The organism is Streptomyces sp. HUAS MS02, from assembly GCF_055702265.1.
In genome coordinates this window covers 2,415,424-2,428,376 of the sequence record NZ_CM146747.1, presented here as the reverse complement: position 1 = coordinate 2,428,376, position 12,953 = coordinate 2,415,424, and the positions used below count along the sequence as shown (strand labels likewise).

Here is a 12,953-nt window from a genome sequence, read left to right as displayed (position 1 = left end):
TGGCATGGCACGACCACGGCGCATCATCCTTGTCCGACACGGCGAGTCAACGGGCAATGTTGATGACACCGTGTACGAGCGCGAGCCCGACCATGCCCTCGCGCTCACCGACCTCGGCTGGCAGCAGGCGGAGGAGACCGGCAAACACATCCGCGACGTCGTCGGCCGCGAGCGCGTCAGCGTCTACGTCTCCCCCTATCGCCGGACGCACGAGACGTTCCAGGCGTTTCACCTGAGCCCCGAGCAGGTGCGGGTGCGCGAGGAGCCACGGCTGCGCGAGCAGGACTGGGGCAACTGGCAGGACCCGGCCGACGTACGCCTCCAGAAGGCATACCGGGACGCCTACGGCCACTTCTTCTACCGCTTCGCGCAGGGGGAGTCCGGCGCCGACGTCTACGACCGGGTCGGCGGCTTCCTGGAGAGCCTCTTCCGCAGTTTCGAGGACCCCGACCACCCGCCGAACGTCCTGCTGGTCACCCACGGACTCGCCATGCGTCTGTTCTGCATGCGCTGGTTCCACTGGACGGTCGCGGAGTTCGAGTCGCTGTCGAACCCCGGGAACGCGGAGATGCGGATGCTCGTTCTCGGGGAGGACGGCAAGTACACGCTCGACCGGCCGTTCGACCGCTGGCGGGACCCGGAATCGTACGGAGCCACCAGTTAGAGTGGCAGAGCGATGACCGCTGACTCCACTCTTCCCGGCCCCCTCGAACGGGCCCTCTGCAGCCTGCGCGGACTCGCGGTGGGGGACGCGCTGGGCTCGCAGTACTTCGTGCCCGTGAACTACCCGCTGCTCAAGCGCCGCGAGATCCCGCCCGGCCCCTGGCAGTGGACCGACGACACCGAGATGGCCTGCTCCGTCGTGGCCGTCCTCGCGGCCCACCACCGGATCGACCAGGACGAACTCGCCCGCTCCTTCGCTGTGCACCATGACTTCGACCGGGGCTACGGGCCTGCGGTCAACCGCCTGCTGCGACTGGTCCGCGAAGGCGGCGACTGGCGTGAGCTGGCCTCCGCGCTCTTCAACGGGCAGGGATCCTGGGGCAACGGCGCGGCCATGCGGATCGCCCCGCTGGGCGCCTGGTACGCCAACGACCCCGAGCAGGCCACCCACCAGGCCGAGATCTCGGCCTACCCCACGCACCAGCACCGTGAGGCCGTCGTCGGCGCCATGGCCGTCGCCGCTGCCGCCGCCCTCGCGGCCGATCCCGCCGGACCGCCTAGCCCCGGCGATCTACTCGACGGGGTCATCGCCCTCGTCCCGAAGAGCGCCGTCGGCGCGGGCCTGCGGCGCGCGCGGGACATGCTCGACTACGCCGACGCGGACACCGTCGCAGCCGTCCTTGGCTGCGGACGGCGTACGACGGCGCACGACACCGTGCCGTTCGCGCTCTGGTCGGCGGCACGCGCCCTCGGCGACTACGAGCGAGGCTTCTGGACGACGGCCCAGGTGGGCGGAGACGTCGACACGACCTGTGCCATCGTCGGCGGAGTGGTCGCCTCCGGTAAGGCCGGGGCACCCCCCGAGACCTGGACGCGGCAGACCGAGGCGTTCCCGGACTGGCTCCAGGTGGGATGACCGACCGACCGGGCCGACCTGGGCCGACCTGGGCATGAGAGGCGTTGGGGTAGCGGTTGCGCTTCCCCGGTCTCTTCGATCCCAAGCACCTCAACTGTCACAGGGGTGACACAGTGTGCTCCCAGGCCGACCCCGTGCGCTCGCCTGCGGCATACCCTGTCCGCCACGCTGCCTGTTGATCATGACGAGACGCGGCGACGAGGTACCGGTCACGAGCCTTCTGCCGCAGCCGCGCGCTGCGTACGGTGGCGACGAGGGCCGGTCGGGGGAGGGGGTCCCATGTCCGAGACACCGTCAGCACCAGCCACGCCAGAACCCGAAGGCCCGCCGCCGAGGGCCCGCGCGGGAACCGAGAAGGGCCGGAGTCGGCCGACGACCTCTGCGGACGCCACCCCGGAGGGCAAGGCGGACCGGCCGGAACCCATACCGGGCGGACCAGCGCGCACACCGTCCCGACCAGTGCCCTCACCGCCCGGACCACCGCACCCATCGCCACTGATCGACTTCGGCCCCGGTGATCCCGCGCCGATCCGCACCGCGACCCTGTGGGCGGCCCTGGCCACCGGCCTGCTCAGCATGGTGCTGCTGGGCGACGGGCTGGCGATCAACCTGGTCTTCGTCGCCGTGCCCGCCACGCTCGCCGTGTACGCCGCGGGCCGTCGGGCGGGGCGACGTCCGCGTCCCTGGGCCCTCGTCTGGGGCGCCGGAGGACTCGCCCTGCTGGCCGTGCCCGCACTGCGCGCCGCGGAGTGGCCCTCGTTCCTCGCCGTCGTCACCGCGTTCGCGGCGGGTTCACTGGCCCTGCACGGCGGCCGCACCTGGCCGGCCGTCCTGCTCGGACCCGTCGGAGTCTTCACCTCGCTGGTCACCGGTCCGGCCTGGGCCTGGCAGGGTCTGCGCGAGCGGATGGGCGGCAATCGCGGCCGGCTGGCGCCTCTGCTGAGGGCGTTCGTCGTCGCCGCGGTCCTCCTCTTCGTCTTCGGCGCGCTGTTCGCCGGGGCCGACGCGGCCTTCGCCGATCTGCTCGGCGCTCTGGTGCCCGACGTCTCCGTGACCGACGGCCCTTGGAGGTTCCTGCTTCTCGCGCTGGGCCTGTTCGGCACCCTCGCGGCGGCCCGTACGGCGGCCGCACCCGCTCGTTGGGACCGCCTCCAGGTGCCGGCCGGACGCGCCCGCGGCCGTGTCGAGTGGGCGCTGCCCCTGGTCGGACTGGTCGGGCTCTTCGCCGTCTTCAACTCCGTTCAGCTCGCCGTGCTCTTCGGCGGCTACGACGCCGTCCTGAAGGAGACCGGCCAGACCTACGCGCAGTACGCGCGCCAGGGCTTCTGGCAGCTGCTCATGGCCACGCTGCTCACCCTGCTGGTCATCGTGATCGCCCTGCGCTGGGCCCCGCGCACCCGCCCGAGCGACCGGACGCTCGTGCGTGGGGTCCTGGGCACGCTGTGCGCGCTGGCCCTCGTCGTCGTGGCGTCCGCGGTGCGACGCATGGACATGTACGTGGATGCCTATGGGCTGACGCGACTGAGGATCTCGGTACTGACCATGGAGCTCTGGCTCGGCCTGGTCATCGTGCTCATCATGGCCGCCGGTGTGTGGGGCGCCCGATGGCTGCCGCGCGCCGTCGCGGCCAGTGCGGTCGCCGTGGTGCTCGCGTTCGGGCTGGCGTCGCCGGACGGGCTGATCGCCGAGCGCAACGTCGAGCGGTACGAGACCACGGGTCGCTTCGACCTCCCCTACGCCATAGGCCTGTCCGCCGACGCGGTGCCCGCCCTGGACCGGCTGGAGGAGCCCATGCGGTCGTGCGCGCTGTGGAACATCAAGGAGGAACTGGACGAGCGGCGCCACGTTCCCTGGTACGCCACGAGCTGGGGCGAGGCCGAGGCCAGGCGCATCCTGGAGGAGCGTCCGCCGACGGGGGGTGCGAGCGGACCGGCGTGCGGTGAGCTGGGACCGGAGTACTACCGCTGACAGTCGTCGCGGGCCCGCACACGGCCGGACCACGCCCGGGGACCGTGGACCCGGGCGTGGTCCGGCTGGTGGGCTTCCGGGGCAGCGATCCCCCGGGCGTGATCCGGCCGGTGCGCGGTCGGCTCTGCGCTCTCCCGTACGTATCCGGCCGGTGGGTGGTCGCTCCCGTGACCGCCCCGTCAGCCTGCGGCGGTGGGTGCGGCCGCGCCGGAGAGGGCTTCCAGGTCGCTCTTGCGGACCCTGATCACCACGAGGGCGGTGGCCAGGGCGAGGACGGCCATCGCGACAGCGGGTATGAAAGCCGTCGAGATGCCCTGGGAGAGCACCTCGTGGCTCCAGGGAGCCGGCAGCTGCTGGGTCTTGGCGAACTCGGCCTTCTGCGCGTCCGTGGCCTGGGCCATGAAGAGTTGGACCTGTTTCTCCGCCTCGTCACGGCTGGCCGTACCGAAGACCGTCGTGAGGATGGACAGGCCGAGCGAGCCGCCCACCTGCTGCGTGACGTTGAGCAGCCCGGACGCCGCGCCCGCCTCGTGCGGGGCTACCCCCGAGACCGCGGTCAGGGTGAGGGTCACGAAGTTCAGGCCCATGCCGAAGCCGAACGTCACCATCGGACCGAGCACGCCACCGACGTAGGAACTGTCGGGGCTGATGAAGGTCTGCCAGGTCAGACCGAGCACCACGAGCGTGGAGCCGACCACCATGAAGGGCTTGGGGCCGAGCACCGGCAGGAACCGCTGGGACAGACCGGCACCGGTGACGATCGCGACGGTCACCGGGAGGAAGGCCAGACCGGCCTCGATCGGGGTGTAGCGCAGCACGTTCTGCACGAACAGCACGATGAAGAAGAACATCCCGAACATCGCCGCCGCGAGGCTCAGCATGATCACGTACGTGCCCGAGCGATTGCGGTCGGTGAACATCCGCAGCGGGGTGATGGGCTCCCTGGCGCGCCTCTCGATCAGGCCGAACAGCAGCAGCAGGACCACCGCGGCCGTGAAGGAACCGATGGTCAGGCCGTCGCGCCAGCCGTCCTCCGCCGCGCGGATGAACCCGTAGACCAGCGAGGCCATACCGGCGGTCGAGGTGAGCGCGCCCGCGATGTCGAACCGTCCCGGGTGCCGCTCGGACTCGCTGATGTACATCGGGGTGAGGACGGCGATCAGCACACCGATGGGCACGTTGACGAACAGCACCCACCTCCAGTCGAGCCACTCGGTGAGCATGCCGCCCGCGAGCAGGCCGATGGCGCCGCCACCGGCGGAGACCGCGGCGAAGACGCCGAACGCCCGGTTCCGCTCGGGTCCTTCGGGGAACGTCGTGGTGATGAGCGCCAACGACGTCGGCGAGGCGATCGCCCCACCGACGCCCTGCAGCGCGCGGGCCGCGAGCAGCTGCCAGGGTTCCTGGGCGAGGCCGCCGAGCAGCGAGGCGAGGGTGAAGACGAGGATTCCGGTCATGAACACCCGGCGGCGGCCGAGGATGTCACCGGCCCGGCCGCCCAGGAGGAGCAGACCGCCGAAGGTCAGCGTGTAGGCGCTGACCACCCATGTCAGATCGGTGGTGCTGAACTTGAGCGCGTCTTGAATGTGCGGGAGCGCGATGTTCACAATCGTCGCGTCGAGTACCACCATGAGTTGGCAGGCCGCGATGACGGTGAGCGCGATGCCGGGACGCCCCTCCCGGCGGGCGGCTCCCGGCTTCTGATCCTGAGTCAACGGAGAGGTTGTCACTATGGGTCCCCCACAAGTGCCTTAGTGAACGCTCGCGTTCACTGACGCGTCCACGGTAGTGAGTCCCCCTTAGTGAACGCAAGCGTTCATTGAAGTCGCTGCCGTGGTGTGCGTCGTCCGTCCACTTCCGCTTTCGGCATCCCCGCCCCCTGGCTCAACGGAGAAACACAGATGGTCACTTCGCGCTGGACGGCCGCTCCCGCCCCGACGGTCTCCCCGCGCCGGCGCGGCGCCGTGCTCGAGCGCGCCATCCTCGACGCGGCGCTGGAGCAGCTCAGCACGGTCGGCTGGAGCGGCCTCACCATGGAGGGGGTCGCCGCGGGCGCCCAGACGGGCAAGGCTGCGGTCTATCGCCGCTGGCCCTCCAAGGAGGACCTCGTCGCCGACGCCCTGCAGGCCGGGCTGCCGCGTTTCGAGGAGGCGCCCGACCTCGGGAACGTGCGCGAGGATCTCTTGGCGCTGTGCCGTCAGGCCCGTGAGGCGATGTTCTCGCGTCCTGGGTTCGCTCTGCGGTCGGTGATTCACGAATGCGACACCATCCAGGCCGAACGCTTTCATGGTGTGATCATCGAGGGTGTCGTGGAGCCGACGGTCAAGCTGCTGCGCGAGGTCGTCGAGCGTGGAATCAGGAGGGGTGAGGTGCGCTCCGACGCGGCCAACGGCTATGTCTTCGACGCGATTCCGGCCATGATGATGTATCGCTCGAAGGTGTGCGGAAGCGAATGGAGCGAGCGGGACATCGAGGAGATGATCGACCAGTTGATGGTTCCGTTGCTCTGTCGGTGAGGCGCTCGGGCGGGGTCGCCCAGGGGGGTCAGGTTGCCCCGGGAAACCTGGGTGTCGCGCGGGGACGCGGGCGGCGTAGGCTAAGGGCGCCATGCCGTACGAACCACCTACCCACACCGTCGAGCGCTCTCTGCGTGCCACGACCGGAGCGAAGGTCATCGCCGGTGTCGACGAGGTGGGGCGGGGAGCCTGGGCCGGTCCCGTCACCGTCTGCGCGGCGGTCACTGGACTGCGTCGACCGCCCGAGGGCCTCACCGACTCCAAGCTCCTGACGATCAAGCGACGCGAGTCGCTCGCCGGGGAACTGCTGAAGTGGGTCACCTCGCACGCCCTCGGTCACGCCTCTCCGGAGGAGATCGACGACCTGGGTATGACGGCCGCGCTGCGGCTGGCCGCCGTGCGGGCCCTGGAGGCCCTTCCGGTGCGGCCCGACGCGGTCATCCTCGACGGCAAGCACGACTACCTGGGGTCACCCTGGCGGGTTCGGACAGTGATCAAGGGTGATCAGTCCTGTGTCGCCGTCGCGGCCGCCTCGGTGATCGCCAAGGTTCAGCGCGACAAAATGATGGCCGAACTGGGTGTCGACCATGCAGACTTCGGTTTCGCGGCCAACGCCGGGTATCCGTCGCCTGTTCACAAGGCCGCGCTGGCGGAGCGGGGCCCCACCCCGTACCACCGGTTGTCGTGGGCGTATCTTGATGCGCTGCCCCAGTGGCGGCACCTCAAGAAGGCCCGCAACTGGGCGGACGGAAGCGTTCCGGAGATCGAGGGTCAGCTCGGCTTCGATTTCTGACGGATTCGTTCGCGCTCATGTGCCACCCGCCGACGCGAGTCGCACCGGCGTTTGATAAATATCAGCTCATGCCTCTCATTCCCGAGGAGCCTCAGATTCACGAGAGTGCCCAGGGCCCGCGTGCCACTCCGGCCAGCGGCCGGGTCGCGCCGACCCCCCGTCCCGTACCCGGTCCCCGTCCCGCGGCCCCGCCGCGTCCTGGTCGTCCGGGTCCTGCCCGGCCGGTGCCGGCTCAGCGCGCGGCTCACGCCGCGGCCAAGCCCGGGCCGTCCGCCCCTGCCGCAACCCCGCAGATCCAGCTGATCCCGGCCTCGGCCGAGGGCGCGCTGGACGCCGCCGAGGAAGCCGTCGACCTGCTGTTGGAGTCGGGCCGTGCCCCCGGTGACGTGCTGGTGATCACCACCGGCGAGTCGCACCCGTGGGCCGACCATGAGCTCTCCTTCGGCGAGGCCGCCTACTGGGCGCAGCACGACGCGGGCGACGACGTCTTCTACGCCGATGCCTCGGCCACCGACCGGGCCGCGCCGCGTCCCGTCGTCGTGGTCGCCGTCAACGGCGGAACCGATGCCGTCACCGCCCAGGCGCTGCCCAAGGCCCTCGGCCGGGCCCGGGCCCTGCTGATCGTGTGCGGCGACTCGCAGACGATCAACTCGGTGCTGGGCGCCGGAGTCTGAGCGACTGCGGACCCGGCCCCGGTCGGCCCGCGAGGGCCCGCCGGGGAGCCGCGCATGCCCGCGAACGATCCGGGCGGCATTGCGGCCACACCCCGTGACGGGGCGCTTCGGCGTGCCTGCGGGGTGTTTCGGCGTGTCCGGTGGGCGCTGCGTCGGGCGTCGTCGGCCGGTTCCCGCGCTGCAGCGGCTCTGCTCGTCGGTGCGGTGCGGTGCGGTGCGGTGCGGTGCGTGACGTGCTGTGAGGCTGGGCGGTGCTGAGCTGTGCGACTACGCGGTGGCGCATCGTGCGGTGACGTGGGTGCGGCGGCGCTGTTGCCGTGCCGTGCGGCGAGGGCGGGGCTGCCCCACCCCCGTGGCTTTGCGGGGGTGGGCGGGCGTGCGCGGTGTCCGGGCCTGGCGTGCCGAAGCGGCCCGGAGTGGCTGCGGCTCAGCGCGCCGCGGCTCGGCGCAGTACCTCCGACGCGACCCCGCCGGTGCGTGGCATGGGCGGCGGCGCGACGGCCGTGGCGAAGGGCTCGGCCGGTGAGTCCGCGTGCGGCCGACGGCCGCCCCGGCCCTCGCCGAGGACCTGCCAGCCGTCACGTGTCAGCGTGATGTACGCCCCGCAGCGCAGCCCGTGCAGGGTGCAGGCGTCCCGCAGCCCCCACATCCACGCCCCGTCCTCCTCCGTCCAACGCGCGTCGCCGTCACGGCAGTAGAGCAGCACGGCCGTACGCACCGGGGTACGCCGGCGCAGATCATGCGGAATGACCCGGCGCAGCTGCGCGAGGAGGGCGTTGCGGAACATCCATCCGTCGGCCGGGGTCGGGCGCCGGACGAACGAGGCGCTCGCCAGCAACCGCTCGTCCGGATCCAGGACGGCGATGACCGCCGTCGCGGGCCGGGGCTGATGCCGCGCGTGCAGCCCGCTGACGACCTCCCGGGGATTGCGCAGCAGCGGAATCCCGGCGGCGGCCCATTCCGCGGGCTCGAGCAACCGGTTGGCGGAAGTGGCGGAGAGGTCGGCTGAGGTCGACACGGAGGCCGCCGAGGACGGAGCGAATCCGAAGGTCACGATCCTCCCTTCGGCTACGCGCCCACACAGCGGGGCGGGGGTCGGACTTGGGGGAGCGCACGCCGCAGCAGAAGCCCTACCGATTCACGAGTGGGCCGTGCGGGGAGCGGACTTCAATTCTTCCTGGCGAAGTTGGTTGCGGCAACGAGCAATTGGGGCCACTGACAGTTTTGTGGTGATCCACCGCTTATATCCCTGCGCATGGGACGCGTTCGCAACGCCCAAGCGGCACGGGGCTCACGCGCGGTTGACGGTCGGTCACCCCCGGACGGCGAGAACGAGCGGCAGCACCCCCTTCGCGCCCGCGCGCCGGAGCACGCGCGTGGCGACCGCGAGTGTCCAGCCGGTCTCCGTGGCGTCGTCGACCAGCAGCACGGGCCCGTCCGCCTCCGCGAGAGCGGCGGCCAGTTCAGGGGGCACGGTCAGTGCCCCGTCGAGCGCCTTGAGGCGTTGTGCGCTGTTGCTCCGGGTGACCTGGGAGACCGCGCCGGTGTACGCCACCGAGCCGAGCAGGGGCAGGCGGCCGATCTCGGCGATCCGCGCGCCGAGGGAACCGATCAACTGCGGCCGCGTACGGGACGCCATGGTGACGACACCCACCGGACGGGGCTGTGCGTCTGCCTGGCCGGAGGCCCAGCCGCCGGGACCCTTCGCCCAGTCGGCCAGCACGGCCACCACCGCCTTAGCCACATCGTCCGGCACCGGCCCGTCCGGCGCCTGGGGGGCGAGCATCGGCCGCAGTCGGTTGCCCCAGCCGATGTCGGACAGACGCCCCAACGCTCGTCCCGGAGCGGCCTGTTCACCGGCCGGAATGCGTCCTTTCAGATTGACGCCGACCGCCGGCAGCCCGGTCGGCCACATCTTGCGGGGCTCCACCTCGACCCCGGCCCGCCCCAACTCCCCGCGCGCCGCGTCCAGCGCGGCCGGGGAGACGGTCTCCGCGAACCGGGGCTTCGCGCAGGTGTCGCAACGCCCGCACGGCGCGGCCTCCTCGTCGTCCAACTGCCGCCGCAGGAACTCCATCCGGCAGCCCGTGGTCGTCACGTAGTCACGCATGGCCTGCTGCTCGGCCGCGCGCTGCTTGGCGACCCAGGCGTAGCGCTCGGTGTCGTAGGTCCAAGGGACGCCGGTGGAGACCCAGCCGCCCTGGACGCGGCGGACCGCGCCGTCCACGTCGAGGACCTTCAGCATCGTCTCCAACCGGGAGCGACGCAGTTCCACCAGAGGTTCGAGAGCGGGCAGGGAGAGCGGTCGCTCCGCGTGTGCCAGGACGTCCAGGGTCCGCCGCACCTGCTCCTCCGGAGGGAAGGCGACCGAGGCGAAGTACTCCCAGATCGCCTGGTCCTCCTTGCCGGGCAGCAGCAGTACCTCGGCGTGCTCGACGCCCCGGCCCGCGCGGCCCACCTGCTGGTAGTAGGCGATGGGGGAGGACGGTGAGCCGAGGTGCACCACGAACCCGAGGTCGGGCTTGTCGAAGCCCATCCCCAGGGCGGAGGTGGCGACCAGCGCCTTGACCCGGTTGGCGAGCAGGTCCTCCTCGGCCTGCTGCCGGTCGGCGTTCTCCGTCTTGCCGGTGTACGACGTCACGATGTGCCCACACTGGCGGAGGAACGCGGTGACCTCCTCGGCGGCGGCCACGGTGAGCGTGTAGATGATCCCGGAGCCCGGCAACTCGTCCAGGTGGTCGGCGAGCCAGGCCATCCGGTGGGCGGCGTCCGGCAGTTCGAGCACGCCGAGGCTCAGGCTCTCGCGGTCCAGCGGCCCGCGCAGGACCAGGGCGTCCGTGCCGCCGCCTGTGCCCAGCTGCTCCGCGACGTCTGCCGTCACGCGCGCGTTGGCCGTCGCGGTCGTGGCGAGCACGGGGACACCTGGCGGCAGATCGGCCAGCATGGTGCGCAGTCGGCGGTAGTCGGGGCGGAAGTCATGACCCCAGTCCGAGATGCAGTGCGCCTCGTCGACCACGAGCAGCCCGGTCGCGGCTGCCAGCTCGGGCAGGACCTGGTCACGGAAGTCCGGGTTGTTGAGCCGCTCCGGGCTGACCAAGAGCACGTCGACCGCGCCCGCCGTGACCTCCTGGCGGATGGTGTCCCACTCCTCCGTGTTCGACGAGTTGATGGTCCGGGCGTGGATGCCGGCACGGGCGGCCGCCTCCACCTGGTTGCGCATGAGGGCGAGAAGCGGGGAGACGATGACGGTGGGGCCCGCGCCCCGCTCGCGCAGAAGCGCGGTCGCGACGAAGTACACCGCGGACTTCCCCCAGCCCGTGCGCTGCACCACCAGGGCTCTGCGCTGCTCCGCGACGAGCGCCTCGATGGCGTGCCACTGGTCCTCGCGCAGCCGCGCGGCGCCCGCGGGGGCGCCGACGAGGCGGGCGAGCACGGTGTCGGCGGCCGTGCGCAGATCTTGGCGGTCCGTGGAGGGCAGGTCTTCGTCGCTCATGGCCCCATGCAACCCGATGCCTCGGACATCGCGCGAACGAGCGGGGCGAACTGTGGACAGCTTCTGACGTGATCATGGTCGGACTTATCCACAGGGCAAAGCGGAATCTCAAGATCCGCGAGATGGTCACCGCATGACGAATCACAGCGAAGCGGCCGGGACCTCCGGCAACAGTGGCATCGGCGGGCAGAACGGATGCGGGCGCAGGGGCGAGCCCTCCGCCTACCTGGGGCACGGCCAGACCACCGGACCCGCCGACGGACAGCAGGTCACCCTCCGCACCCCGGCCGAACTCGCCGACGCCCTGCCCTACCTCCTCGGATATCGGCCCGAGGACAGCATCGTCCTCGTCGCTCTGCACGACCGGGACGCACGGGGACGCTTCGGCGGACGCGCACGGCTGGGCATTCCGGCCCAGACCGACGACTGGCCGTCCGTGGCCCAGCAACTGGCCCATGGACTGGTGACCGGAAGCGAGCGTCGAGGAGCCAGGCCGGAGAGCATGGTCGCCTTCCTCTGCCAGGACCCGGCGAGCGGTGAGTCGCCACGCGACGTCATGGAGCGCCTGCGGCCCCTCGCCCAACTGCTGCGCAGGGCCTGCGGCGCCCTGGACGTCCCGGTGGTCGAGGCCCTGTGCATCTCGGACGGCCGCTTCTGGTCCTACTGCTGCCCCGGCAGCGGATGCTGTTCTTCCGACGGAGAGCCCATGGGGCTGCCGGGTACCTCCGTGCTGGCCGCCGCCGCGACCTACGCGGGCCTCCAGGTGCGCGGCACGCTGAAGGAGATGCGGGCCAGGCTGCTGCCCTGGGAGACCGCTGCCGCGCTCCAGCAGGAGGCCGCCCTCGACACCGCGCAGTCCGCGCTCCTCCCTCGCATCCTGCACGCGGAGAGCCGCGCGGACGTGGCCGAGGAGACCCTCGCCGTGGCACAGCGCGCCATCGGGCGGCTGGCCGCCGCTCCGCCCGTGCCCGGCACGCTGGACGCGGACCTCCACGACGACGAACTCGTCGGCCACGAAGACGCGGCCACACTGATCCTCGGACTCCAGGACCGCGCCACCCGCGACCGCGCCGCCGAATGGATGGAAGGCGACGAAGCCGGCCCGGCTCTACGGCTCTGGCGGGCCCTCGCCCGCCGCTGCGTCGGTCCCTACGGCGAGCACGCCGCCGCTCCGCTCACGCTCGCGGGCTGGGTCGCCTGGTCGTCGGGGGACGAACTGGAGGCCCGCGAGGCCTTGGCCATGGCCCTCGCCGCAGACCCCGACTACCTCTTCGCCCGTCTCTTGCACCAGGCCTGCAACGAAGGCCTCGATCCCGAGTCCGTTCGCCGCTGCCTGCGCGCCGAACGCAGGGGCCGCGACCTGACACCGGACCCTGCCAGTGCCAGTGCCAGTGCCAGCGTCGGTCCCGGTGCCGACGGTGAGGAGGGTCCTTCCGAGCAGCGTCCGGTCCCGCAGTCGGCCTCGACCGAACCCTGCACCGCGACCGGCCCCCGACGCCGACGCAGGTCGCATCCGGGAGGGAACGCTGACGGCCGCACCGTTCGACGATCACCCGGCGCCACTCCAGCCCGCCGATCGCGCTCCGCCACCGGCAACGCACCAGCAGGTCGTCGACCGGGCAGCACGGCCGACGGAGTAAACGCTCGTGCGCGGGCCCGCCGTGGTGGTGGGCAGCCCACGGAGGGGGAGACGTGAGCACGCCGATCCGGCACTGGGCGCGGTGCGTGGTGCTGTTCTGGTTCGGAGTGTGCCTGAGCGCGCTGATGCCCTTCAGGTATGCCGCGGCCACCTCGCCGCCCCGCTGGTCGCCCGGCTTCCCGGGCCGGGGGCGTGACCCGGAGCGGAGCCGCTCCGTTCACCTGAGTGGCGGTACCCGCGGCCTGGCCCCGCCGCCGTCGCACCCCGTCCCCCTCCGGCTCCCCACCGGGT

At 71.8% G+C, this 12,953-nt stretch carries 10 protein-coding genes; 7 read left to right on the top strand and 3 right to left on the bottom strand.

Annotation, left to right across the window (positions count from 1 at the left end; genetic code table 11):
• Positions 1–4 precede the first annotated feature (4 nt).
• The 3 genes from ACZ9QC_RS10330 to ACZ9QC_RS10320 all read left to right on the top strand — a co-directional run bounded on the left by ACZ9QC_RS10330 (position 5) and on the right by ACZ9QC_RS10320 (position 3,547).
• Positions 5–664, top strand: a complete 660-nt coding sequence (locus ACZ9QC_RS10330; protein ID WP_472919899.1) for a histidine phosphatase family protein — start codon at positions 5–7, stop codon at positions 662–664.
• Between the two features lie 12 nt (positions 665–676).
• Positions 677–1,579: an ADP-ribosylglycohydrolase family protein gene (locus ACZ9QC_RS10325; RefSeq protein ID WP_472919898.1), complete on the top strand. Its 903-nt coding sequence runs from the start codon at positions 677–679 to the stop codon at positions 1,577–1,579.
• 279 nt (positions 1,580–1,858) lie between these two features.
• Positions 1,859–3,547 (top strand): DUF4153 domain-containing protein, encoded by a 1,689-nt coding sequence (locus ACZ9QC_RS10320; RefSeq protein ID WP_472919897.1) that lies wholly within the window; start codon positions 1,859–1,861, stop codon positions 3,545–3,547.
• Between the two features lie 179 nt (positions 3,548–3,726).
• Here the strand turns inward: ACZ9QC_RS10320 and ACZ9QC_RS10315 are convergent, their stop codons facing one another.
• Positions 3,727–5,277 carry an MFS transporter gene (locus ACZ9QC_RS10315; RefSeq protein ID WP_472919896.1) on the bottom strand — a complete coding sequence of 517 codons (1,551 nt, stop codon included), beginning with the start codon at positions 5,275–5,277 and terminating at the stop codon, positions 3,727–3,729.
• Positions 5,278–5,448: 171 nt separating this feature from the next.
• Here ACZ9QC_RS10315 and ACZ9QC_RS10310 point away from each other — a divergent pair, with 171 nt between their 5' ends.
• From ACZ9QC_RS10310 to ACZ9QC_RS10300, 3 genes are all read left to right on the top strand, one after another.
• Positions 5,449–6,063 carry a TetR/AcrR family transcriptional regulator gene (locus tag ACZ9QC_RS10310; protein ID WP_472919895.1) on the top strand — a complete coding sequence of 205 codons (615 nt, stop codon included), beginning with the start codon at positions 5,449–5,451 and terminating at the stop codon, positions 6,061–6,063.
• Between the two features lie 91 nt (positions 6,064–6,154).
• Positions 6,155–6,856 carry a ribonuclease HII gene (locus ACZ9QC_RS10305; protein ID WP_472919894.1) on the top strand — a complete coding sequence of 234 codons (702 nt, stop codon included), beginning with the start codon at positions 6,155–6,157 and terminating at the stop codon, positions 6,854–6,856.
• 68 nt (positions 6,857–6,924) lie between these two features.
• The gene (locus tag ACZ9QC_RS10300; protein WP_472919893.1) at positions 6,925–7,530 is read left to right on the top strand and encodes a hypothetical protein; all 606 of its coding nucleotides are present in this window, start codon (positions 6,925–6,927) and stop codon (positions 7,528–7,530) included.
• A 427-nt stretch (positions 7,531–7,957) separates the two neighbouring features.
• Here ACZ9QC_RS10300 and ACZ9QC_RS10295 read toward each other — a convergent pair whose 3' ends face one another.
• On the bottom strand, positions 7,958–8,584 hold the full coding sequence (locus ACZ9QC_RS10295) for a hypothetical protein (protein WP_472919892.1): 627 nt from the start codon (positions 8,582–8,584) through the stop codon (positions 7,958–7,960).
• 258 nt (positions 8,585–8,842) lie between these two features.
• Entirely contained in the window at positions 8,843–11,023 is a 2,181-nt protein-coding gene (locus tag ACZ9QC_RS10290; protein ID WP_472919891.1) for a RecQ family ATP-dependent DNA helicase, read from the bottom strand.
• 133 nt (positions 11,024–11,156) lie between these two features.
• Between ACZ9QC_RS10290 and ACZ9QC_RS10285 the strand changes: the two genes are divergently transcribed.
• Positions 11,157–12,719, top strand: coding sequence for a DUF4192 domain-containing protein (locus tag ACZ9QC_RS10285; protein WP_472919890.1), 1,563 nt, complete (start codon positions 11,157–11,159; stop codon positions 12,717–12,719).
• Positions 12,720–12,953: the final 234 nt, after the last annotated feature.